Consider the following 23,919-nt stretch of genomic DNA (forward strand, 5'->3'; position numbering starts at 1 on the left):
AGGTTCGGTCAGGATCCCCACTCGCGTCGCTGCTTCACAATCCGAGCGCCGGGACGTCAAGACCGAATATGTCCTTCAAAGCATGCTTCGCGGCGAAGAACCCGGGCATGCCTGTGACGCCCGGGCCTGGCGGCGTGGAGGAAGAGCACAGGTAAACCCCAGGAACGGGCGTCCGCCACGGAATAGGGGACACAACGGGCCGCTGGAGCAGCCCCCGAACGTCCATGATGCCCGCGCTGAAGTCGCCACCGATGTAGTTCCGGTTGTAGCTGGCCAGTTCCGCTGCGCTGGTCACATGGGTCTGCACCACCACATCCCGGAACCCCGGCGCGAAACGTTCGAGCTGCGCGGTCACGGCCTCGCCCATGTCCTGCGTTGATCCGGCGGGGACATGGCAGTAGGCCCACAGAATGTGGCGCCCTGCCGGGGCCCGGCTACTGTCGAACCGCGAGGGCTGCGCCACCAGGACATAGGGGCGGTCAGGATGCTTCCCTGCGGAAACGTCGTTCTCCGCCCGGGCCAGTTCCTTCCGTGTGCCGCCCACGTGCACAGTGCCGGCGTCCGCCAGTTCAGGGGCCAACCATGGAACGGGCCCGGACAGGATGTAATCGACTTTGCAGGAACCATTCCCGTAGCGGTATGCCTCAAGGGAGCGGCGGTACTTTGCGGGCATGTTCTCGCCCGCAATGTCCAGCAGTCCGCGGGGCGCGACGTCCAGAAGCGTGGCGCGCGCGCCGCCGAGTTGCTGAAGGCTGTCGATCGGCTCCCCGGTGCGGATGACACCACCATGAGCCCGAATGTCTGCTGCCAGGGCCTCTGCGATGGCCACCGAACCACCTTGCGGAATGGGCCATCCCCGGGCATGCGCCAAGGCGGTCAGCATCAGGCCGGCTCCCGCAGCCGCGAGCGAGGGCAAGTGCGCAACAGCGTGCGCTGCCACGCCGCTGAGAAGGGTCGGCGCCAGTTCCTCACGAAACCGTGCGTCCCACAGCGGAGTCCCCTGTTCGAACGTCCGCAGCCCGAAGAGTGCGGCCGCCAGGGGTGCCCGGGGGACCCGCAGTAACTGGTGCTGGGTGAGGTCCATAACCCCCTCAATGCGGCTGACAAGGGGTCCCAGGAGCTTGCGGTAGGCCGCGCCGTCCCGGCCGAGTGCCTCGACTGTGCGCTCAAGCGAGTGATAGCCGAGTGCGGCCCTTCCGCCGTCGAGCGGTGAACCAAACCCGAGCTCCGGAACCACCAGGTCAATCCTGCGCTCAAGCTCGAAGTCTCGGAAGAAGGGCGACGCCAAGGCCATGGGATGCACGGCCGAGCAGATGTCATGCAGGTGCCCCGGCTGCATCAGCTCGGCGGTGCGTGTGCCTCCGCCGATGGTTCCCGCGGCCTCATGGACTTCCACGGACAGCCCTGCCCGGGCCATCACCGCAGCCGCGGCCAATCCGTTGGGCCCTGATCCGACGACGGCAACATCAGGCATGGTGCTTCGCCTGCCAAGGAAGGACTGCCTGTGAGCGATTGAGTGGACTGAGGCGCAGCCAATCGGACAACCCGTCGAAGGGCCCCCCGTGCGGGTCATCGGCGTGGTGCCTGCGGACGGGGTCGTAGTTCGGATCGTAAATGTCCCACACCACCCTAATCATTAAATATGCCGTTACAAGCATATGTGCTGCTACCGCCAGAACGTAGTAGGGCATATCAATATTGTGCTGTGTGGGGCCCTGGCTGGTCACTTGCCCCAGGTACATCCAGACTGCAGCCCAATAAAGGCCCTCCACACCCTGCCACACCAGGAAATCGCGCCACCGTGGTCTGGCCAGCGCCACAAGCGGAATGAGCCAGAGCACAAACTGCGGGGAGTAGACCTTGTTGGTCAGGATGAGGGCGGCAACCAGCAGGAACGCCAACTGGGCCAGGCGCGGCCTTCTGGCTGCCGTCAGGGCAATGTAGGCCACCGCCGCGCATGCAAGCAGGAAGAAGGCCAGGGCCAGCACGTTGATGACCGCCGGATCAAGGACGTGCCAGCGCAGGCGCCGGGCCACCAGGTTGTAGGCGAACCATACGGAACCGTATCCGGCTTCCCGGGACTCAGCGGATCCGAAGGAGTACCCCCAGCCAGCAGGATTGGCTACCGCCACGGGAGCGTTGACGGTCACCCAGGCAGCCGCGGCCGCTCCGGCGGTGAGCAGGAATGCCCTGAGTTGCCCCGTTCGGAGGGACAGGAGGAAGACAGCGACCAGGACGAGGGCCGCATAGGGTTTGGTGGCTGCGGCGAGGCCGATCAGCACGCCGGCAAGTGCCAACCGCTCGCGCGCGAAACACAGCATTCCCAGGGCAAGCAGTCCCACTGCCCACAGGTCCCAGTTGATGGTGCCGGCCAGGACAATGCCCGGTGCCAGTGCAACCATGGCCGCGTCCCAGGGGCGCCGTTGTGACATCCGCGCCGTAGCGAGGACGGTGACAATCCAGACGGCGGCTATCAATGTGGCGTTGACGTCGAAGTACCCCAGGATGCGGCCATCCGTAACGCCGTCACCGGGGGTTAGCCAGGCGGTGGCCCCGGCAATGAAACCCATCAGGACCGGGTACTCGAAAAGGCTGCCCTGGGTGAGGAAGGCGAATGGGTCCTCTCCCAGGCCCTGGCTCCGCAAGAAGTCGGGGAAATCTGAATAGCAGGTGGAATAGAACTGGCCTGGGGTCTGCCAGCCGTTGGCACGGCAGTAGCCCTTGACCACAAGTGCAGCCACAGCGGCCAGGACCGTCAGGATAATAAGGACCCGTTCCACGGTAAACACGCCGGGGGTGACGATACCGGGCGCCGACCGGGCACCCATCGGCCCGCCAATCAGTTCCGTGAAGTTCTTCAGCAGCAGGTCACTGCGGCTCGGAACAACCAGGCGGGCACGCTGTGGGCGCACCGGCGGCTTCGTCTCCTGCATGTCCCTGAGCTTACCGGGACGGTGCCCGGGCAGACCCTGCTCCGGGCACGCCGGCTTTAGCGCAATCCGGTCATCTGTTGGTGTAGCAGGGCATATGCGTCTTCCCGGTGTTGGTCCAACAGTTCACCGTTGAATTCGCGTCGCTTGGCGTTAACAGGCAAGCGCAGCAGGAACAGCACCTTCTTGATCTTCTTTATCAAGACAGTCACCTCCCTTCCAAGGGAAAATGGGCACAACAAATAGCGCCAATTAGGGGCGGGAAAATATCGGCTGCAATTAGGCATGGAAATGCGCGCCGATTATGAGTGGTTCGCAAATGCGAATTAGGGCCCGAACGGGTGCGATGCAGACGCAGTGGCGATGAAGACCCAGACAGGAAGGATGTTCCGAGTCAGGGGGCTACTGTGCCGCCGCGTGGACCGGCCGTTAAGGTGCGCCAACGCGAGTCAAAAAGGTGAGTGAATTCTTGCCCTGCTCCGCGGATACCGCCATGAAGACGGGATCAGGCAAGGCTAGGAGGCAAACACTCCACGAAAATGGCGCGCAGAAGCAGCGAGGGCCGGGGTGGCGGTGATGGTCATCTTCCATCCGCTAGTCAAAGTAATCATTTCTCCCAACCTCCTTTTCTGTCAGCCGTTGCATCAACAGACTTGCCTGGCAACGCGCGCCGTGACCCCGGCAGAGTCGCTCTGGGGTTAGGAATAAAAATACCCTACTGACGCGACAATCCGCCACTTAATTTGAAAAGATTCTAAAGGAATTTTATGAATGCCCTATTCACAGTCCCCAGCGCACAATGGCGGGCGTCTTTTTGTCCCATCCAAGGGTGCAGACTTTTGCCGTGCCCAGAATAAAGTGGCGCCCTTCGGTGGGGGCCAATTCAAGCCAGCGTGCCGTGAGGATCCGGGAGAAGTGTCCGTGGGCCACGATCAGCACGTTGTCGAGTCCGGACTCCAGCACGCGGGCCACGATTTTGTCCGCACGGGCCGCCACCTCATCGAGGGTTTCGCCGTTGGGCACGCCGTGCGTCCAGATAAGGTAATCCGGATTGTCCTTCCGGATCAGGTCCGAGCTGATGCCCTCGTAGTCGCCGTAGTTCCATTCCACAGCCAGCGGTTCGTGCTGCGCGTCCGGGAAGCCAGCCAGTTCAGCCGTCCGCCGTGCGCGGCGCAGCGGTGAGGTCAGGACGAGGTCAAAGTCCACTTGGTCCAGGATCTTCCGGGCTTCCACGGCCTGCTGCTCGCCTTCAACGGTCAGGGGCAGGTCCGTGAGGCCGGTGTATTGCCCGCTCTTGGACCATTCGGTCTCGCCGTGTCGCAGGATCCAGAGCTGGGGGCGGGACGCAGTGTTCGGGACTGTCATTTGGACTCCTCATTCGTGGAAAGTTCGACGGCGGCGGGTGGCTCTGGTGCTTCCGGAACCGGAGGTGCCGCCTCGGGCTGCTGTGCCCACCAGGCCAGCAGCCTGGCTTCGGCGTCCTCCGCCTGCAGCGGGCCGTGTTCCATCCGTTCCTCGAGCAGGAACTTATAGGCACGGCCCACCACGGGACCAGGTTTGAGCGCAAGGATAGCCATGATCCGGGCACCGTCCAGGTCCGGGCGGACCGCGTCCAGGGACTCCTGCTCGCGCAGTGTGGCGATCCGGTCTTCCAGGTCGTCATAGGCGAAGGCGAGCCGTTCAGCCTTGCGCTGGTTGCGGGTGGTCACGTCCGACCGGGTCAGCCGGTGCAGGCGTTCCAGCAGGGGGCCTGCGTCCGTGACGTAGCGCCGGACAGCAGAGTCGCTCCAGCCGGCATCGCCGTAACCGTAGAAGCGCATGTGCAGTTCCACCAGCCGGGCAACGGCCTTGATGCTGTCATTGTCGAAGCGCAGGGTCTTCATCCGCTTTGCCGTGAGTTTGGAACCCACCATGTCGTGGTGGCGGAAGCTGACCGCGCCGCCCGGTTCGAAACGGCGCGTAGCCGGCTTGCCGACGTCGTGCATCAACGCTGCGAACCGCAGCACGAAGTCGGGACCCGGCACCGCGCCGTCGGTGCCTGTTTCCAGGGCAGCCGCCTGCTCCAGTACCTGCAGCGAGTGTTGGTAGACATCCTTGTGGCGGTGGTGCTCGTCCGATTCGAGGCGCAGGGCGGACACCTCAGGCAGCACGAACTCGGCGAGCCCGGTTTCCACGAGAAGGTCCACGCCGGTCCGCGGGCGCGCGCCGCAGATGAGTTTGACCAGTTCGTCGCGGATGCGTTCGGCGGAGATGATGGTGATGCGCTCCGCCATCCCGCTCATGGCCAGACGGACCTCAGGATGGACCGAGATGCCCAGCTGGGAAGCGAACCGGGCGGCGCGCATCATGCGGAGGGGATCGTCGGAGAAGGAGTCCTCGGGGGAGCCGGGTGTGGCCAGCACCGAGGCGTGGAGATCCCGGACACCGCCGAACGGGTCAACGAGTTCGAGTGACGGCAGGCGTAGGGCCATCGCGTTGATGGTGAAGTCCCGGCGCAGCAGATCGTCAGTGAGCGAGGTGCCAAAGGCCACTACCGGCTTGCGCGAATCGGGATCGTAAGCCTCCGCCCGGTAGGTGGTGATCTCGATCTGGAAGCCCGCCTTGCGCATGCCGATGGTCCCGAAGGCCCGGCCAATTTCCCAGAAGGTATCCGCCCACTTCTTGATGAGCGCAACAGTCTGGTCCGGGGTGGCGTCAGTGGTGAAGTCCAGGTCCAGCGAGTCGCGCCCCAGGAACAGGTCCCGCACCGGGCCGCCGACCAGGGACAGTTCGTGGCCGGCATCAACAAAGCGCTGGCCGAGCTCCAGGACCACCGGGTCCACCTGGAAATCGACGGTGTGGGAATCTATCTTGTGATGTGGGTGCGCCATAGTTACTTAAGCTTGTCAGAAACCAGCGGCTTGGCAGGCCAAAATCTGGTCAAGATCACGCCTATTCCCTCAGGGGCCCGCAAAGTGCGTCATGTGCAGTCCATCTTGATGTCATGTTCCGGTCATCAAGAACGGGCAAGAGTCGTTAGAGTGGACTGCATGGCCCATCCCGTACCGAGCGCTCCCGGCAGGAGGACAAGCGCACCGTTGCCGTCGGCAATCGGTGCCCACGTCGCGCCCGCCCTGCACTCGGCACCGGCCTCGCTTCCCACGGTGGAGGAGATCTCCGCCGGCGGCGTGGTGGTGGACACGTCCGACTCCGAACTCAGGGTTGCGATCATCGCCCGCCTGAACAGGGGCGGGCGGCTGGAGTGGTGCCTGCCGAAGGGCCATCCGGAGGGTGAGGAAAACAACGAGCAGGCGGCGGTCCGCGAAATCGCCGAGGAAACCGGCATCGAAGGTGACATCCTGGCACCGCTGGGCAGCATCGACTACTGGTTCACGGTCAGCGGGCACCGCGTCCACAAAACAGTTCACCATTACCTGCTGTGTGCCACAGGCGGGGAGCTCACCATTGAAAACGATCCCGACCATGAAGCCGTGGACGTGGCCTGGGTGCCCATCCGGGAACTCGCACGGAAACTCTCCTTTCCCAATGAACGCCGCATCGCGGACCTGGCCCGGGACGTCCTGCCGGAACATCTCTGAGCCTGTTGCCGCAGGCCAGTGCCGCCCCAGGTCAGGGAGCGAGCCGGTCCGGTGCCGAACAAACAGCGTCCAAGTGAGACGATGAACTCGATGTCAGCTTCCAATCCTCCCTCCAACAGCGCAGCACGCACCGGCACCACCGGGCCTGCCGCCAGCGAACCAAGTGTCCCCACCGGCGCTAGCGAAACACGCTCCAGCGCCATCATGGCCGCCGGCACGCTGGTGTCGCGATTCCTGGGCTTCGGTAAGACCTGGATGCTGGGTGCTGCCCTCGGCCTGGGCTCCACGGTCAACGACACGTTTATCAACGCCAACAACCTGCCCAACCTGATCTTCCTGCTGGTGGCTGGCGGTGTGTTCAATGCTGTGCTGGTGCCCCAGATCATTAAGGCGAGCAAGGCTCCGGACAGGGGAGCGGACTACATCAGCCGGCTGCTGACGCTGGCTGTACTCCTGCTGCTGGGACTCACGGCACTGGTCACGCTTGCCGCGCCCGCGGTCATCGAGCTGACCACCCAGGGCTACTCACCCCAGCAGCAGGCCCTCGCCGTATCCTTTGCCTTCTGGTGCCTGCCGCAGATCTTCTTCTACGGCCTGTACGCCCTGCTCACACAGGTCCTGAATGCTAACGGCGCGTTCGGCCCGGCCATGTGGGCGCCCATCATGAACAACCTGGTGGCCATCGCCGGCCTGGGCATGTTCATCTGGATCTTCGGCCAGAATGCGGTCAACCCGCACACCCTGGACACTTGGGGTTCTACCCAGACCCTGCTCGTCGCAGGTTTCTCCACGATAGGGGTGGTGGCCCAGACTACCATCCTGCTGGTCCCGGTCTTCCGCCTCAAACTGGGCCTCCGGCCCAAGTTCGGCTGGCGCGGAGTGGGACTTGGCCAGGCAGCGAAGCTAAGTGTTTGGACGCTCCTGACTGCCGCCGTCGGGCAGTTGGCCTTCCTGTACGTCATGCGTATCGCCACCATCCCCGGCGCCGAGCGCCTCCGGCTGAAGGAGGCGGGGGACCCGGCGGCTGAAATACTGCCCGGCAACGCCGTCCTCGAGGTGGCCAGCCAGCTGTACCTGCTGCCGCACTCGATCGTTGCCCTTTCGCTCGCCACAGTCCTCTTTAACCGGATGACCCGTGCCTCGCAGGACGGCAACCGGGCCGAACTGCGCGACGCACTTTCGCACGGTCTCCGCACCATGGCCGTGGCAACCGTCTTTGGCGCACTGGCGCTCTTTGCGCTGGCCGGACCGCTGGGAATGTTCTTCTCGGGCGGCCTACGCCAGGACGGTGTCATGCTGGCCCAGACGCTGACCATCCTGGCGCTCAGCACGCCGTTCATGAGCGCAAACTTCATGATGTCGCGCGTTTTCTACGCCAACGAGGACGCCCGCACGCCGTTCTATGTCCAGCTACTCCTGGCCGTCGTCTACGTGGCCGGGGCCTTTGCCATCCAGTTCATGCCTGTCGGCCAGATCATCTATGCCATCGCCATCCTGTACATGGTGGGCAACATCCTGTCGGTCGTCATCAGCGCCTTCTTCCTGCGCCGCCTGCTCGGCCACCTCGACGGTCCACGAATTGCCAACTCGTATATCCGGATGGGTTATGCGGCGCTCGGCTCCGCCGTGGCGGGTGCAGGCGCCCTGTGGCTGATGGGCAGCTACAGTCCGGATGGCTTCGCCTGGAGCGACCGACTTGCCGCCCTGGTGACCCTGATCGTCGTCGGACCCATCATGCTGGTGGTCTACGTCCTCCTGCTCAAGGTTTTCCACGTCTCGGAGCTCCGCGATTTGCTGCGCCCCCTGCTCGGACGCCTCGGGCGCGGCGGCGCGGCACCGTCGGATTCAACGGGGGGAACGCCGTCGTCGGCTGCTTCCGGTTCCGGCTCCGCTTCCGGTTCCGCTTCCGGCTCTGAAGCGGTACGTCCGACGCCGGAACGCGCCACGGTCTCGGTGGATACCGGTCTCATTCCGCGCATTTCGGGCGAGTTCGACGCGACGTCGTTCCGCGCCGGACCGGCGCCCGAACGCCAGGCTCCTGCGGCACCCGCAGCGGCCCCCTCAGACAACGGCACCCAACCCGCGGGTGAATACCTGCCGGCTGAAGACGTTCCCGGCACCGCGCGGGGCGGGCTGCTGCGAGAAGAAATTCCCCTGCCTGGCCGGCGCACGTTCCAGGGGCAGCCCGGCCGGAATCCGCATTTCAAGCCCCGCCGGCCCCGTAACAAGTGATCTCCACGGGGTTGACGGCTGCCTGTCGCCCGCGCCGGACATGGCCAATCCGCTAGGATCGAACCTGAACAGGGGTAGTTGCAGGCAGGCGCAAACCGGGCTTGCCGGCCGGCTTTTGACCGGTTCCGGCCGGCAGGGGATCGTCGATGCCAACAATTCCCGGACAGTCTAGGAGGAACACGTGTCCCACCCGATCGACGTTGGATCAGTACTCGGCGGCCGCTACAAGGTCACAGCCACGGTACTGACCTCACACGACCAGGATTTGGTGCTGGACGGGGTGGACCAGGTACTCAACCGTCCGGTCAGCATTCTGGTCGCAGGCCCGGACAACACCGAGCAGGTGGCTCAGAGCGCCCGCGAAGTGGCTACCGGCGAGCGTCCCGGCAGTGTCCAGGTTCTTGACCTCGGTGTCACCGAAGCAGCCACGTACCTCATCACCAACCACACGTCTGCGGCAGATCTGCTCGACCTCGTGGTTGCCTCCGATGCGCCCTATGTTGAGCCGTTCTTCACGGACACCCTGGGCAGCGAGATTTTTGGTCAGGCGCGTTCGCACGAGCCCGAACCCTACGACGACGAAGAAAATGTCGACGCCGGCTACATCAATTACGCGGACCAACACCCCAACCAGGTTGACCCTTACCGGTCGGCACCCGTCGTTCCCCCCGTGGTTCCGCCCCGGCCTCCGATCCGGCCGGCCACTCGCCCTGCCGGGGGTGCCGCTCGTGGTATGGGTGCCGCGGCTGCCGGTGCGGGCGCTGCTGCTGGAGTTGTCAGTGGAGCTGCCGCGGCACGCCAGGAGGCAACCGCCCCCCAGCAGGTGCAACCAACCGACCGCGAGGCTGTTTCCGGTCTGGGACGTGGCGCTGGCCCGTCAGACCCCCGCACGGCCGCCGATACACCTAAGGTTTCCTTGTGGTCCGAGGACGACTACTCGTATGAGGACCAAGACCCGGCACACGCCGAAGCCGCGGAGCCCCAGCCGGTGGAGCATTCCAACCGTTCGGCAGCGGCCTTCCCTTCGCTTGCCCGAAAGACGACTCCTCCCGCTGCGGCGGTGCCGCCGGCTGGCGATTCCAGCGACTACTACGAGGATGAGCCGGAGCGCGAGCCACGGTCCATGCGGTGGCTTGTGGGCGGCTTGCTTGCTGTGGTGCTGATCGCGGGGCTCGTATTCGCGCTCACCAACCTGGGCAGCCTTTTCAATGGAGGTCCCCAAGCCAACCCGTCGACCTCCACGGCTGGCACCACGGGTCCTGTCTCGGGAACTCCGACGCCGAACGCGAGTTCGGCGCCGCCTCCAGCAGTACCGCCCGTCATTGAAAACATCACCCGCCAGGGCAACTTTGATTTCGCCGCTACCTACGACGTGGACCTGGTAAAGGCATTTGACGGCAACGCAGCCAGCTATTGGTCCGACATGGAGTTCGCTACCGAGGCCTGGGGCGGGCTGGCCCCCGACGGTGTGCCACTGTTCGTGAAATTGAAGAGCCCCGCCACGGTTTCTTCCATCACGCTGACCCAGCTCGGTGCCTCGGGCGGCAACCTCAGTGTCTACACCAACGACCGTCCGTCCTTGGACGGCGCCAAGCTGGTGGGAACCAACAGCTTCACGTCAACTGACCTCACCATGCCCCTGGCAGAGCCGGTGAAGGCCCAGTACGTCATTGTCTCGATCAAGGCACTGCCCAAGCTGGCCGCTCCGAAGACGCGCTACGGCTACGGGATCCGCCTGGCGGAAATCAAAGTCCAGTAGCCATCGCCGCATTGCTGCCGGGTCCGCCGCTTCTGAGCAGCGTCGAGTCGGGCCCTGCACGCGGTGCCCGGAATATTCACCACCAAGATTCAGTTGTGCCATGTGGCCGGTCGAGAAACCGGCGCATCGACTAAGGAAGAGGTTCACCGTTCAGTGAGCAACGCAGAAAACACCGCGTCCGAAGTACGTGATGTCATCATCGTCGGCTCGGGCCCGGCTGGGTACACGGCCGCTGTCTATACGGCCCGGGCCAACCTGAAGCCCCTTCTGTTGGCAGGTTCAGTCACCGCCGGCGGCGAACTGATGAATACTACCGACGTCGAAAACTACCCTGGTTTTCCGGAAGGGATCATGGGGCCGGACCTCATGGAGAACTTCGAGAAGCAGGCGGCMCGSTTTGGKACYGAAATCCAGTTYGAGGACGTCACCGAACTGGACCTYGAMGGCGAYATCAAGWCCGTSACCATCGSSACGGGSGAGACCTTCCAGGCGCGGGCGATCATTCTGTCCACCGGATCCGCTTACCGGGAACTGGGCCTGCCCAACGAAAAGCGCCTCTCCGGTCACGGCGTCAGCTGGTGCGCAACCTGCGACGGTTTCTTTTTCAAGGACCAGGATATCGCGGTCATCGGTGGGGGAGACTCGGCGATGGAGGAAGCACTGTTCCTGACGAAGTTCGCTAAGTCCGTCACCGTGGTCCATCGCCGCGACTCGCTCAAGGCCTCTAAGATCATGGCCGACCGTGCTCTGGCTCATGAGAAGATTTCGTTCATCTGGAACAGCACTGTGGACGACGTCATCGGTCAGGAGAAGGTCACCAGCCTTAAGATCAGGAACCTCCAGGACGGAACTGTTTCGGACCTCGCCGTTACCGGCGTCTTCGTCGCCATTGGAAACGACCCCCGTACCGACCTCGTCAAGGACACCTTGAAGATCACGGCTGAGGGCACCATCGCCGTGGACGGCCGGAGCTCCAGGACAAGCCTCCCGGGCGTCTTCGCCGCCGGCGACGTTGTGGACCCCACCTACCGTCAGGCCATCACCGCGTCGGGTTCCGGCTGTGTGGCAGCCATCGACGTGGAGCATTACCTCGCAGACCTGCACGCTTAATACTCGGCACCGCATACGAAGAGAGAGACAAAGCTATGAGCAACGCTAAAGACGTAACGGACGCAAGCTTCGGCACGGATGTCCTGTCAGCTGACAAGCCCGTCATCGTGGACTTCTGGGCTGAATGGTGCGGCCCCTGCCGCAAGCTGGGACCGATCCTCGATGAGATCTCCGTTGAGTACAGCGAGAAGGTCGACGTGGTTAAGGTCAACGTCGACGACAACCCTGGCATTGCTGCCGAATACGGCATCACGTCCATACCAGCCGTCTACCTCTTCCAGGGCGGCGAGGTTAAGAGCACCGTCATCGGAGCGCGGCCCAAGCAGTACTTCGAAAAAGAGTTTGCTGACGTTCTTTCCTAAATGACATAGCGCCCCCGGGTGCTCGGGACCTGTGGCCACTGCTTCGCCTGAAGCAGTGGCCACAGTCGTCTAAGAACACTGCAGCTTTTTTCGTAGAAAACCCTATTCGGTTGTATGGCTTTCTTCCGTGGTCCAATTGGCCCTGCATCATTCCCGAACCGCACAATGACCACGGCACGGACTCTTCCAACTTGACGCGCTGCTTCTGCGCGCAAACGAACTCGAAAATTGCGCTGACGCTGAAATGTGCATCAAGCGAGAGATGGTCTGGCCTGTTTCACGTGAAACATCACTGAACGTCTAGAGTCACCGGGAATCCAGGGGACGAACTGCAATACAAGATCCCAATTAATAGAGAATCGGGAACGAACTTCTTGTCAGGCTCAATCGGTTGTTGTCGGACCAGACGAGGGCGCGTCAGATATCAACTGTCCGTCTGCAGAACCGCTCCCCAAGCACCCACCAAACGGACGCCGCGACGGGTGGCCGCTTTCGGATCCCGGTAGCCCGCGCCACTGGCACGGCCTGCTGATACCACCTGGCAGATACGGCCTCCCAGAGGCGGCGTCATGCACGCCCAGCACCTTTGCACTACAGCCACCCGTTGGTTGTGCGTCCTTCTTGATGGAGGAGTATTCGACGGAGACTATGTGGTCATCATGGTTTCGGATGCGAATGCCGCAGCTAAGACGCGGATTGTCACCGACCAGGCCCCTGTGCGGGGATATTTCATTAGCCAAGGGCACTACGGCTGCCACGGATTCGTTGCTGGATGGTCGGCATCGTCGAGCGGCGCAATGGACGCAGTCCACCACAACCACATTGCCTTGCGACGGCTGTCCAACCAAGACCCCGGTCTGCCGGCACCGCCGCTGGAACCGAGCATCCAATGCTATTGCGCCGATGCGCTACGGACTGGCAAGCATCCCAACCCAGCCGGCACCGGGTCGGTTCTGGTCCGCAGGCAACGACATCAACCCTGCCATGCCTGTCCCACCAATCCTCGCGCCTCGCGGGGAGCCGCGACAGGCAATGTCTCTTTAGAGGATCGCGAAGCGCGGGCAACCGACACGGCTCGTGGTCAAGCATCAGTGACACGGAACATCCAATCAAGATTCACCGATCCGCGGCAACAACGGCCGCGACTGGGCGTGTCGGGATATGTTTCACGTGAACGTGGGATGCCGCTTATGTTTCACGTGAAACATAAGCTCATAAGTAGTAGCGATAGGGACAAGCCCGAAGCGTCCGGCACGCTAACGTTAATGGCAGTCTGAATGCGGTTCCCGTGGTCGGTTCTCAAACGCACAACTGCTCGAGGTCAAGAAGAGCCGGATCCCTAGTTTCAATATCTGCACAAACGAAAATGGTAGAATACGGCGTCAAATCAGCCCACTCTCAATTGCCGGTGCACGGGTTCCCACACTTCTCCTGCGGCGCACCCGTTCACACCTACAGTGCCGACCACGGCGAGCCCACAAGCAGGGCACGCCCCGGTTGTTGGGGTGCATACCCTCATCCCAGCTGCGGGATGTACTGAAACCAAGGACGCGCAAGCAGAATATAGAACGCCAACTGCCAGGTCGCCTGATCTGTTGAAAAACGCTAGCACGCCGACAAGCTGGGTGGAATAGCCAGGGGGATCCACCATTCGCAGAAGACCCCAAATTGTCAGCCGGTGGACTATGAACGGCTGATTAGGGATGGACGGCTACACGCTACGGAACTGCTGACCGCTTTCAGCACTTATCAGCCTGCCAAGCGGTAACGAACTCAACGACGAAAGCTCATTGAGTGCATTGGCCATCCAAGCATGCGAGGCCTCAACAAAGAGTCCCTTCGCCTGCCCGGGCCTCACGCAGGGGTTGCACGCAGGGGTTGCACGCCCGATGGCAAGCCTGGGTGGTACTAATGATATGGACGAAGTACAGGCAGGCGAACCGCTCCTACTATTCGCGGATTTGGTGCAGCTCAGAAGGGGAACTGCCTCGCCAAGGGGGGCCACGGTCTGGGCGACCCGCAGGGAAACTTAACGGGGGAGTTCTGCGACACGAGTTGGGCTGGTCCATACGACCGGTGCGACGGGTCCACCGGCCGAAGGCCTGGCACCGGCTCCCTGAGCACCAATAGGCGCACCATTGTGGCATCCCACAACCAGGTCTGCTTGGTGAGGTCACAGCGTGATCCTGCATCCCGCTGCTTGTCAGACCGACTCGCACAAGGAACTTATGATCGGAGGCATGGGAGCGGGACTGAGTGCGGGACTGAGACCCCTTGCCGTACTGCGACGGACGAATGTTTCACGTGAAACATCACAGCAAGGACCCTCATCCGGCCAACCGGCCCACCACAATAGAGTTCCCGAACCGTCGACAGCCGACGGACCGACGGACATGGAGACCAATGAGGCGATCCGAATGCACCTCTCTCGTGCTGGTGCCAGTGCTAGGCCGTTTCACGTGAAACATCGCAGCGCTGGTCAGCAGTCGCACCGGGAGCAGCGGATGTCCAAGCGTGCGCTCTATCCTGCGCTGCTGGGCGCCCTCTGAGATACAGTGCTCGACATATATAGATTTCACAGATCCCGTTGAACAGTATCCCGGAGACTCAGAATGGCGTAGGACGCCGCGACAGATCCTCCGAGGTCGGCCGGCCGTACAAGGTCCGGGAAGGAAGCGGTCGCGCCCTCGCATCGTCGCGACGGATGCACTTGAGCCAGTACAGAGAAACCGTACTTCGTAGTGGAGGTTCCAAAAGGCGGCATCAGCTAAGTCGGGTGACAACTCTTAGCCGACCTTCAGTTTCTTCGTCGTCAACTCGACACGACCTGGGAGCGTACCAAACCATATATTCGGTGCAATCAAGAATCAGGCACGGCGGCAGATGTCTCGCATGTTTTGTCCCTCACTCACGTGGCACAGGTTAGCGGATTGGATGCCACACAAGACCCACGACCTTCACTTCCGCTGAACACAAGTACGATCCCAGGGTCATCCCATCGCACTCGCCGGCCACGCTTGACCTGAGGAGGCCGGCGGCAACCCGTCACACTACCCTTCTTACGGCTGCCAAGAAATGAAGCGCACCCCACTGGTAGATCACTCCGAGAGGAGCGGCGAGGATTGCGGGCCGCTGGCGACAACGGATTAATTATGCACTGCGCTCATATGGGGACACGCTGTTGTGGCTTTATCCACAGAACTTATCAACAGCGATATCCACAGCGGTTTCCACAGAGTTATCCACTGGGCGCCGAGCAGGCACACCGGATAAATCGGGATTCCAGGAATGCGCCGGACATAGTAGATCAGCCAAACCTGCCCCCGTCCCGCTCAAAGACGGGCGGCACAAAGGCGGATCCGAGAGATTCATGCCTAGATATGGCCGTCAATCACCCGGTTCATGGCGATTCGTAGACCAAACGGACGCAATGACGCTGCCACCGGCCATGTTTCACGTGAAACAGCCATGCGACTGAGCGATCTACGACATACCGCCGCCCCGTCAGCTCCCGCCGCTGGGCGAGATATGTCACACCTTATCCACGTGCGAACTCGCCTGTTTCCACAAAGTTATCCACAAGTATATCCACCGACTTGCGGACCACATTCATCAACAGTTCGGGCGGTCCCTTTCAGGAGTGGGATTAGCTCATGCCTGGTAATCGTGTTCCGGATTGGGTCGCCAACACCTCCAAGAAGGATCACTATGCCGTAGGACTACACTCGCGTTCTCTGTGCATAGCGAACGCTAAAGTAGCTCGGCTTTCGGTTGCCGCGCAAAGGAGAATGCGTCGGCGTGCTAAGGGCTACCTGTACCGATGAAGGACCGCAGCAGTCACACCATCACGAACACGAACACGAGCAAGAGCGAGAGCCACCGAGGGGCGCACTGATCACCTCGCCGACCAGGCTGCGACAGGTCCAGACCTCCCAATATGGACGTGGCACAACCCGCTTCAAGACCCTCGCAAGCCCGGGTCAACCGGTCCGCGGCCTAAAGCCAGACTCGCTGTACCAGACCAACAGGCCTCATACAGATGCCCATTCTGTTCCGCCACTTCATCCGGCTCCCATGGTCCGAACCGTACTACCCAATGACAGAGCCCGAGCATCGGCGCGGAAAGGCCCGGCACCTTCGTTCGTGGCGCCCTCGAGGCTGGTAGTGCCTGGCGCAGTGCAGTCCCACGCGGAGCGCCCCATCGCGTACTGCGTGAAGACGCTGGCACACCGAACCTTCAAGGGGCCGCGCTTAGCCTATTGGATTTTTCTCCGAGTCGAGGGGATCACCGGTAGAGCAACACGCAGACCGACCAATGGCCTGGTGTGACGCCCACGGGGCCTAACCTACGTAGCGTTGCGATGCCCAGTCAGCTACGGCGCGACCATCCACTGCAACAGTCCGCAAGACCGTTCTCAATGCCTTCGTCCTACAGTCCTCATGCCGCTTGGGTCGTTACTCTGCTTATGTTCCTGACCGGATTTTGTCGCATGCCAGGGTCCGGACACTTCGACGGGCACCAGCGACGAGGTGAGCCGCCTTGGTAGCCACCGGGCGACGCCACAGGCCTCTGACACCTGCCAGCCCGACGTCAGCCACTTTAGCCTCGTCAGACGTTCAGGAGCGTTGCGCTGGACCGTCTATCGGCCGGGGGAGCCGTCCCATGATTCAAAGGGGACGCGCGTCGCTGCTCTGTGTGACGGAATCAGCACTACCCGGTGCCCGGTGTACTCAATCGGAGACAATTTCGACTCCGTGGGCATGGCGCCCGACAGGAGTGCCTTCTCTTCTTCGGCCAGACTGCCCTTCCTGTTTCACGTGAAACGTCGCGGACTGCGCCATGGAACAAAGGCTTCGTAGACACAACGGCTTGAGCGTCCGAGAACAGTATGGCCGTCAGAAGGCGGCATGTCTTAGGCCTGGGGGATTGCAAGGTATGCAGCCCCGGACACGTTCTTAGCACCGCAATTCCCAAAACGCCCGAGACAGTCCTCGGACAAGCAACGCAGCATGACTGCCATCCTGAGAGTTACGGCCCAGCAAGCCTCCAGGCGTCGGCCATGCGCGCTGCGACCCTGGCCATCGGCGTTGTCCTACCAGGGCGTGCACGTCCTTGCCCGGCCAGCTCCGCGGGGGGAGGGTAGGTCCATTCCCCCGGCGCTCAACGAGGATGCCACACCACCTTGGGCATTCCCAAACAGACGGCGGTTGAGAGTAGTGCCAGCATGGGCCGCGCGTGAGCCAGATGGTGTCGGCCTCACGTCAAATGTTTCACGTGAAACTTCGGGCAACAGCACCGCCGCAGTTGCTAACTGTTGAGCCTAGACCTCCGTGGCCACGCCTCAGGCGCCGGCATCTACCCCAAGTCCTAAGCCATATAGACCCGTAAGTCTTGCCACGCCGAAAATTGATCCGCCCCAGCCCTAAAACATCCAGCCATCCACATAGATGGCCGCCGAAGTCTTACCCAACTTGGTCAGCGCAGAGGGCCCACTCACCCGCCAACCGTACCAACTGGCACGGGTCGTCTATCCACAGGACCGCGTACGACAAAGAAGGATTGCGGAGGTCTACAGTCCGAAAGCGGACTTGCGCATTCTCGCAGTTTGGTCGCTCAGTGCCCCATGGGGGGATCCCATTCACCTTCTTGAACCTTGGGAGAGGCATGTGTTCACTCCCACTGCTGCGATACCTGCTACGCCACGCAAGACCTCAGGCGCCGCCCGTGCACAAATGACCCGTCGGAGGCATAGACGGTTTCGTCCGCTAGCCCAACTTCCTGCCCATTTCCACGTTCCCTTGCCAGCGCGGCCAAAGAGCGAATCACAGCCCCTCGCAGCTCCGTAAGATTTCACTCAATAGACAAAAGAGGAGGGCCTGTTTCACGTGAAACAGGCCCTCCTCTAAGTTCCGTACAGGCGTCGTATTAGTTCTCAGATCCAGGGGCAAGAACATCCATGATCCGGTTCAGATCTTCAACACTCGCGAACTCGATGCTCACGCGGCCTTTTCGGACGCCAAGGGAAATCTTTACGTTGGTATCCAACCGATCTGACAGAGACGAGGCTAAGTAGTCCAGCCGTTCGTGTCGGGCACCGGGGCGCGGGATGTTGTTCTTGGCAGGCTTGGAGGGATCCTGGTACAGCGTCACGGCTTCTTCGGTTGCCCGCACGGACATACCTTCGGCCACAATCTTCTGAGCGAGTCGTTCCATGGCCGCGGCGTCAGGCAGGGCGAGCAAGGCACGGGCGTGGCCGGCGGACAGGACACTTGCCGCGACCCGGCGCTGAACCAAGGGAGGAAGCTTCAGTAGACGAAGAGTGTTGGATACCTGCGGACGGGAACGGCCAATACGATCAGCGAGCTGTTCGTGCGTTGTCCCGAAATCTTCGAGGAGTTGCTGGTATGCAGCCGCTTCTTCCAGGGGATTCAGCTGGCTGCGGTGCAGGTTCTCCAGGAGTGCATCCCGGAGAAGGTCATCGTCTGTCGTGTCGCGAACAATTGCAGGGATAGTTTCCAACCCTGCGGCCTGCACTGCACGCCAGCGTCGCTCACCCATGACCAGCTCATAGGGTTCGCCACCTTTTTCGGTTGAGGTACGTACCACAATTGGCTGAAGTACGCCGATTTCCCGGACTGAATGAATCAGCTCCGCCATGTCGTCCTCATCGAAGACCGAGCGGGGCTGTTTGCGGTTCGGGTGGATATCGGTGACCGGGATCTCGGCAAACCGAACGCCTGGGACCTCAACCAGATCAACGCCGTTGTCTTCAGCGCCACTTTGCACTTGAGCAGCAGGAATCGCCTCATCCTCGCCGGGCTCAGCCTTCAGTTCGGCTGGCGCAGATCCCGTATCGCCAGATTTTGCGGTTGTCCGCGACCTGGCCGGGGCTTTGGCCGGAGCAGTCGCAGAAACAGACCTCACGGCTGACTTGGTGCTTGGCTTGGCGGGGGAGGCACTGTTCGGGGCAGCCTCCTCGTTCGTCACCGGCGCATCCTCGGAGGTTGACTGCTTCACCAAAGCCACAGGGGAACGTGTGGACGAAGCCGATGTCACCTCGCCGGCGTCGGCGGAGGAATCAACCTTCTTCCGGCCTTCCGGAAAGAAGAGGTCCACGGGCCGCGACGCAGGCGCCCCACTACCCGACCCGTTACCAGCGGCGGAACTTGGAATGAGTGCGCCAAGACCGCGGCCCAGGCCGCGTCGCTTCTCGCTCATGGATAAATCCCTCCGATGGAAGAGCCAGGCATTGCCGGACTCCGGTTGTTGCAGTTTTTGAAGATTCTAGCGCTCAGCGATTTCCGCTGCCGCTTCCAAGTAGGACAGGGCTCCACTGGAGGAAGGATCGTACGTCATCACAGTCTGCTGGTAGCTCGGGGCTTCCGAGATACGCACCGAACGGGGAACCACGGCACCCAGGACCTGGTCCGGGAAGTGCTGGCGAACCTCGGCCGCAACCTGGGCCGCCAGGTTGGTACGGCCGTCGTACATCGTCAGGAGGATAGTGGAAACAACAAGATCAGCGTTGAGGTGCTTCTGGATCATCTCGATGTTCTTCAGCAGCTGACTCAGGCCCTCAAGGGCGTAGTACTCGCACTGGATGGGAATCAGAACCTCACCAGCGGCACAGAAGGCGTTGACCGTCAGCAGGCCCAGGCTCGGCGGGCAGTCAATGAAGATGTAGTCAAGACGCTCTTCACCGTTCTTGGCGCGGGTCTTGGCATAGACGTCGATGGCTCTGCGCAGCCGCTGTTCACGGGCCACCAGGGAAACCAGTTCAATCTCCGCACCGGCCAAGTGAATGGTCGCAGGAGCACAAATCAGGTTGCTGATGTCCGGGCAAGGCGCAACAACATCAGCCAGTGGGAAGTCATTGATCAGGACGTCATAGATGCTGTCCACATCGGCGTGGTGTTCCACTCCCAGAGCGGTGGAGGCGTTGCCCTGGGGGTCAATGTCGATGACGAGCACATTCAAGCCCGCAGCAGCAAGGGCTGCAGCAATGTTCACGGTAGTGGTTGTTTTGCCCACTCCGCCCTTTTGGTTGGACACCGTGAACACACGGGTCTTGGCCGGCTTAGGCAGTTCCCTGCCAACCAGGCGCTCCCGGCGCTTCGTCTCATGTGCAAGCTCACGGGCAATCGGGCTGGAATCGTCCATCGTGTCGATGACATTCGTCTTGCCGCTCGACGTTTCACGTGAAACAGAACCAAAAGCTGCAACGCCTGCAACCGGGTTAGGGTGATTCTCGCCACGCACCGGTGCGGAACCCATGCCAGCAAATGAACGTGCTGACCCCAAAGACACAAACGGGGGAATCCGCTGTGTGTGGGCTTCGCTACTGGTCACTGGGACACACTCACTCTCGTTCAGCTGTTGCTGCCGTTGTCTAGCCTAACCGCTTCGCCCTGCAGACCTAGGTTACCGGGCCAGGACTAGGCAATCTTTCGGGACTTGTTTACTACGATTCGCACCACAGTTGTGGGCTCTTCCAGCAGGCTTTCGCCTACGGTGACCACGGACGTCTGCACACCGCCAAGTTTACGGATAACCTTCGCGGCCTTTTCAATCTCTTCACCGGCGCTACGGCCCTTGATGGCCACAACCTCACCCTTGCCCGCGAGCAGGGGAATCGTGAGGCCAGCCAGGTTGCTCAGCGCAGAAACCGCCCGCGCGGTGACCACGTCCGCGTCCACCATGCCGACCGCAAGCTCCGCACGCGTCCTCATCACTGTGACGTTGGTCAGGCCCAGATCGTCCACCACTTCCTGGAGCCAGATCACCCGGCGTTCCAGGGGCTCGATCAAAGTGAGCTCCAGATCAGGCCGTGCAATAGCGAGACACAGCCCGGGCAGCCCCGCACCGCTTCCGACGTCGGCGACGTGGCTGCCATGCGCAATCACGCTTTCGATGACGGCGCAGTTAAGTACGTGCCGGCTCCACAACCGCGGAATCTCACGCGGGCCGATGAGCCCGCGTTCCGTCCCCGACGTTGCGAGGTGTTCAACGTAGCGCTTAGCCAGGTCCAGGCGGTCGCCGAAGATCTTCTCAGCCGCCAGCAGTTCAGCTGCCGTGATATCAACCATGGTTACCCGTTCAGCAATTCTCTAGTCAGCGGATACAACGATGTGACGGCCGGCGCCTTCGCCTTCGGACTCACTGACCAGTCCAAGGTCAGCAACGGCATCATGAACGATCTTGCGTTCGTAGGCGCTCATCGGTTCCAGAGCCACGGCATTGCCGGTCTCCTTCACCGTGGCTGCTGCATCCTCAGCAATCTTCTGCAGGTGGCCTGCACGCTGCTGACGGTACCCGTTAATGTCCAGGACCAGCCGCGAACGGTTTTCGGTCGCTGAGAGCACCGAAAGGCGGGTCAGCTCCTGCAGGGCTTCAAGGACTTCCCCGTCCTCGCCCACCAGGCTGTCGAGACTATCCGTCTCTTCCTCGGCGACGATGGAGATGTAGGTTCGTCCGTTGCGGACCTCGATGTCAATGTCACCGTCGATGTCTGCGATGTCGAGGAGCTCCTCGAGGTAATCTGCAGCGACGTCGCCTTCTTCTTCGAGGCGGCTGGCAGCAGTACCCTTGGGGTTGCCTTCGGAGTCCGTCGAGGCTTCGTCCTGATCGTCAATGACCTCGTCGGACAGGGCGTTTTCGGTGCTTTCGGCTGACATTACTTCTTCTTCCTGTTCTTACGCTGGGGCTGGACGCGCTGGGCCTTTTGCTCGATAACCGCCGCGGCGGCAGCTGCTTCCGCTGCGGCGTCCGCTTTTTTCGCACCCAGAATGGGCAGTGCCGGAAGGCCCTTGGCAGCCCGGCGTTCGGCGAGGGCCTTGGCAGCGGGGGACCCCGGCGTCGGCATGCGGCGGATCACGAAGAACTGCTGCGCCATGGTCCAGAGGTTAGTGGTGGTCCAGTAGATGAGCACGCCGATGGGGAAGTTGATGCCGCCAACGCCGAACACGACGGGCAGGATGTAGAGCATCATCTTCTGCTGGCGCATGAACGGGCTGGCCATGGCCTCTTCGGACATGTTCTTCGCCATGATCTGCTTCTGCGTGATGAACTGCGAGGCCGTCATGGCCAGGATCATCACGATGCTGAGGACAACGACGGAGACGTTGGTGGCACCGCCGTGCAACAGGGCAGAGGACAAGGGCGCGCCGAAGATGCTGGAAGCGTCGAACTCCACAACCTGCTCATGGCTCATTGCACCAATTCCGGCCCCCTGGTCCTTGGCCTGGGAGATTCCGGAGAGGACCTGGAACAGAGCGAAGAAGAACGGCATCTGGATCAGCATGGGGAGGCAGGCCGAGAACGGGTTGGTTCCGTGCTTCTTGTACATGGCCATCTGTTCCTGCGCCATGGCCTGGCGCGAAAGCTGATCAGTCTTGCCCTTGTACTTGTCCTGGAGCTTCTTCAAGTCAGGTTGAAGAAGCTGCATGCCCCGCTGGGCCTTGATTTGCTTGACGAACACCGGGATCAGGGCGGCACGGATCACCAGCACCAGTCCGATGATGGACAGGGTCCAGGTCCATCCGTTCGCAGCGGGCATGCCGATGGCACTCAGGCCATCGTGGAATCCAATCATGATGATGGAAACCAGCCACTTGAACGGGGCCATGATTGTTCCAAAGAAGTCCATACTTATCCCTATTCGTCAGGCCGCCGTGCGGCCTTCTTCATCAGTCCGAGCAGCCAGATACTTGTCCGGGTTGTTCAGCACAACAATTGTGGGGGTCTGGCTGAAGGGCCATTCCCGTGGGCCTGCGGGGACGTGGTCCACACCGCCGGCGTTCCATGGATGGCAGCGCGCCAGGCGTCGGGCGGCGAGCCAACTGCCCTTCACTGCCCCGTGGACCGTGATCGCCTCGAGCGCATAGGCCGAGCAGGAAGGAAAGAAGCGGCATACCTGGCCGTACAAGGGTGAAATCACCTTGCGGTAGGCCATCAGCAGCACGATAAGTATGTTCTTGGGCAGATTCCAGATGAACCTGCCCGCAGCGGCAACTCCAGGAAGGAAGTAGCGGACGACGGCGGCAGTCACGTTATGCACGCTGTGTCCCTTCCTGTGTTGTACCGGTTGAGCCGTCTACAGCAGCCCGCGGAAGGCGGCTGCCCAACCGGCTCGTGGTCGATTCCAGTGCAGAGCAGTAGTCCGCCAGCAGGTGGTTCCAGCTGGCTTCCGCTGACGCAGGCAGGGCCCGGACCACTATGGCGAACCCGGTACCGTACTCGCGCAGCGAGCCGGCAGCGGCTTCTCTCAGTCTCCTCTTAACGCGGTTCCTGACCACAGCGTTCCCGACACCCTTGGAAACGATGAACCCGATCCGGCTGGGTTCGTCGGCAGCAATAGCTGCCGCATATAACACTACGTTCCGGCGTCCATTGCGGACACCGGAACGTACGGTTGTTGAAAAATCAGTTGCAGTCCTCAAACGGTTACGGGTGGCCAGCACCTTAAACTCGCAAAGAAATGTAAACCGACGAGTCAGTTATTTAGGCCGACAGTTCGGTGCGGCCCTTGCCACGACGGGCTGCCAGGATGGCACGGCCGGCACGGGTACGCATACGAAGGCGGAAGCCGTGCTTCTTGGCTCGACGGCGGTTATTCGGCTGAAAAGTCCGCTTGCTCACGTTAGTTACTCCAGTGGATCAAAGGTGCGCCCACCCGATCAGTATTTGAGAAGAACTGGCCGACGCTAAGTTTTGTATATGCACGCTTCCCCCGGCTGCTCAAACGCAGTGCGTTGGAGAGATTCAGATGGGGACAGAAAGCGTACACAAAGGACTTCACAACACTAGGGCAAACGGCCTGCCAGAGTCAAACCGAGCAACGTGTCGGTGCCTGTCGGGGGCTGTGGCAAACCTGACCCCACAGCCTGTGGATGAAGTGGCTCACAGGGGCTGTTTTGGAACCACAACAGTGTAATTATCCACAAGCTAC

The 23,919-nt window shown here is 61.7% G+C and carries 18 protein-coding genes; 5 read left to right on the forward strand and 13 right to left on the reverse strand.

Annotated features, from left to right (window positions below; genetic code table 11):
* Positions 1 to 34: 34 nt before the first annotated feature.
* The 5 genes from AC1DIM_RS14290 to AC1DIM_RS14310 form a co-directional block, all read right to left on the reverse strand.
* The gene (locus AC1DIM_RS14290) at positions 35 to 1,474 is read right to left on the reverse strand and encodes a phytoene desaturase family protein (protein WP_477711160.1); all 1,440 of its coding nucleotides are present in this window, start codon (positions 1,472 to 1,474) and stop codon (positions 35 to 37) included.
* Positions 1,467 to 2,933, reverse strand: coding sequence for a glycosyltransferase family 87 protein (locus AC1DIM_RS14295; RefSeq protein WP_477711161.1), 1,467 nt, complete (start codon positions 2,931 to 2,933; stop codon positions 1,467 to 1,469). The genes AC1DIM_RS14290 and AC1DIM_RS14295 overlap by 8 nt, the downstream gene beginning before the upstream one ends.
* Before the next feature lie 56 nt (positions 2,934 to 2,989).
* Complete coding sequence (locus tag AC1DIM_RS14300) at positions 2,990 to 3,142, reverse strand: hypothetical protein (protein WP_477711162.1); 153 nt, start codon at positions 3,140 to 3,142, stop codon at positions 2,990 to 2,992.
* A 568-nt stretch (positions 3,143 to 3,710) separates the two neighbouring features.
* Entirely contained in the window at positions 3,711 to 4,295 is a 585-nt protein-coding gene (locus tag AC1DIM_RS14305; protein WP_477711163.1) for a histidine phosphatase family protein, read from the reverse strand.
* Positions 4,292 to 5,800, reverse strand: a complete 1,509-nt coding sequence (locus tag AC1DIM_RS14310; RefSeq protein ID WP_477711164.1) for a CCA tRNA nucleotidyltransferase — start codon at positions 5,798 to 5,800, stop codon at positions 4,292 to 4,294. Before AC1DIM_RS14310 ends, AC1DIM_RS14305 begins: the two co-directional genes overlap by 4 nt.
* 207 nt (positions 5,801 to 6,007) lie before the next feature.
* On the opposite strand from AC1DIM_RS14310, the gene AC1DIM_RS14315 reads away from it, so the two are divergent.
* The 5 genes from AC1DIM_RS14315 to trxA all read left to right on the forward strand — a co-directional run bounded on the left by AC1DIM_RS14315 (position 6,008) and on the right by trxA (position 11,971).
* Complete coding sequence (locus AC1DIM_RS14315; RefSeq protein WP_477711218.1) at positions 6,008 to 6,508, forward strand: NUDIX hydrolase; 501 nt, start codon at positions 6,008 to 6,010, stop codon at positions 6,506 to 6,508.
* 90 nt (positions 6,509 to 6,598) lie between these two features.
* Complete coding sequence (murJ, locus tag AC1DIM_RS14320) at positions 6,599 to 8,740, forward strand: murein biosynthesis integral membrane protein MurJ (protein ID WP_477711165.1); 2,142 nt, start codon at positions 6,599 to 6,601, stop codon at positions 8,738 to 8,740.
* 181 nt (positions 8,741 to 8,921) lie between these two features.
* The gene (locus tag AC1DIM_RS14325) at positions 8,922 to 10,499 is read left to right on the forward strand and encodes an ABC transporter substrate-binding protein (protein WP_477711166.1); all 1,578 of its coding nucleotides are present in this window, start codon (positions 8,922 to 8,924) and stop codon (positions 10,497 to 10,499) included.
* A gap of 153 nt (positions 10,500 to 10,652) precedes the next feature.
* On the forward strand, positions 10,653 to 11,609 hold the full coding sequence (trxB, locus tag AC1DIM_RS14330) for a thioredoxin-disulfide reductase (protein ID WP_477711167.1): 957 nt from the start codon (positions 10,653 to 10,655) through the stop codon (positions 11,607 to 11,609).
* A 35-nt stretch (positions 11,610 to 11,644) separates the two neighbouring features.
* Positions 11,645 to 11,971 carry a thioredoxin gene (trxA, locus tag AC1DIM_RS14335; protein ID WP_441870969.1) on the forward strand — a complete coding sequence of 109 codons (327 nt, stop codon included), beginning with the start codon at positions 11,645 to 11,647 and terminating at the stop codon, positions 11,969 to 11,971.
* A 5,926-nt stretch (positions 11,972 to 17,897) separates the two neighbouring features.
* Here trxA and AC1DIM_RS14340 read toward each other — a convergent pair.
* From AC1DIM_RS14340 to rpmH, 8 genes are all read right to left on the reverse strand, one after another.
* On the reverse strand, positions 17,898 to 19,190 hold the full coding sequence (locus AC1DIM_RS14340; RefSeq protein WP_477711168.1) for a ParB/RepB/Spo0J family partition protein: 1,293 nt from the start codon (positions 19,188 to 19,190) through the stop codon (positions 17,898 to 17,900).
* A gap of 66 nt (positions 19,191 to 19,256) precedes the next feature.
* Positions 19,257 to 20,321, reverse strand: a complete 1,065-nt coding sequence (locus AC1DIM_RS14345) for a ParA family protein (RefSeq protein ID WP_477711169.1) — start codon at positions 20,319 to 20,321, stop codon at positions 19,257 to 19,259.
* 86 nt (positions 20,322 to 20,407) lie between these two features.
* On the reverse strand, positions 20,408 to 21,058 hold the full coding sequence (gene rsmG / locus AC1DIM_RS14350; RefSeq protein ID WP_477711170.1) for a 16S rRNA (guanine(527)-N(7))-methyltransferase RsmG: 651 nt from the start codon (positions 21,056 to 21,058) through the stop codon (positions 20,408 to 20,410).
* A 21-nt stretch (positions 21,059 to 21,079) separates the two neighbouring features.
* Entirely contained in the window at positions 21,080 to 21,646 is a 567-nt protein-coding gene (locus AC1DIM_RS14355; RefSeq protein WP_477711171.1) for a Jag family protein, read from the reverse strand.
* Positions 21,646 to 22,617, reverse strand: a complete 972-nt coding sequence (gene yidC, locus AC1DIM_RS14360) for a membrane protein insertase YidC (protein WP_477711172.1) — start codon at positions 22,615 to 22,617, stop codon at positions 21,646 to 21,648. Before yidC ends, AC1DIM_RS14355 begins: the two co-directional genes overlap by 1 nt.
* A 15-nt stretch (positions 22,618 to 22,632) precedes the next feature.
* Complete coding sequence (gene yidD, locus AC1DIM_RS14365) at positions 22,633 to 23,028, reverse strand: membrane protein insertion efficiency factor YidD (RefSeq protein ID WP_477711173.1); 396 nt, start codon at positions 23,026 to 23,028, stop codon at positions 22,633 to 22,635.
* A complete protein-coding gene (gene rnpA / locus AC1DIM_RS14370) occupies positions 23,021 to 23,431 on the reverse strand; it encodes a ribonuclease P protein component (RefSeq protein ID WP_477711174.1) in 411 nt (136 codons plus the stop codon). Before rnpA ends, yidD begins: the two co-directional genes overlap by 8 nt.
* 40 nt (positions 23,432 to 23,471) lie before the next feature.
* Complete coding sequence (gene rpmH, locus AC1DIM_RS14375) at positions 23,472 to 23,609, reverse strand: 50S ribosomal protein L34 (protein WP_003800212.1); 138 nt, start codon at positions 23,607 to 23,609, stop codon at positions 23,472 to 23,474.
* Between the last annotated feature and the right edge of the window lie 310 nt (positions 23,610 to 23,919).

It is taken from the genome of Pseudarthrobacter sp. 01T43, from assembly GCF_056398665.1.

Excerpts from the sequence above, each read along its gene's own strand:
- AC1DIM_RS14290 (WP_477711160.1), bottom strand. The coding sequence starts at position 1,474 with ATGCCTGATGTTGCCGTCGTCGGATCAGGGCCCAACGGATTGGCCGCG.
- AC1DIM_RS14295 (WP_477711161.1), bottom strand. The coding sequence starts at position 2,933 with ATGCAGGAGACGAAGCCGCCGGTGCGCCCACAGCGTGCCCGCCTGGTT.
- AC1DIM_RS14305 (WP_477711163.1), bottom strand. The coding sequence starts at position 4,295 with ATGACAGTCCCGAACACTGCGTCCCGCCCCCAGCTCTGGATCCTGCGA.
- AC1DIM_RS14310 (WP_477711164.1), bottom strand. The coding sequence starts at position 5,800 with ATGGCGCACCCACATCACAAGATAGATTCCCACACCGTCGATTTCCAG.
- murJ (WP_477711165.1), top strand. The coding sequence starts at position 6,599 with ATGTCAGCTTCCAATCCTCCCTCCAACAGCGCAGCACGCACCGGCACC.
- trxA (WP_441870969.1), top strand. The coding sequence starts at position 11,645 with ATGAGCAACGCTAAAGACGTAACGGACGCAAGCTTCGGCACGGATGTC.
- AC1DIM_RS14340 (WP_477711168.1), bottom strand. The coding sequence starts at position 19,190 with ATGAGCGAGAAGCGACGCGGCCTGGGCCGCGGTCTTGGCGCACTCATT.
- rsmG (WP_477711170.1), bottom strand. The coding sequence starts at position 21,058 with ATGGTTGATATCACGGCAGCTGAACTGCTGGCGGCTGAGAAGATCTTC.
- AC1DIM_RS14355 (WP_477711171.1), bottom strand. The coding sequence starts at position 21,646 with ATGTCAGCCGAAAGCACCGAAAACGCCCTGTCCGACGAGGTCATTGAC.
- yidC (WP_477711172.1), bottom strand. The coding sequence starts at position 22,617 with ATGGACTTCTTTGGAACAATCATGGCCCCGTTCAAGTGGCTGGTTTCC.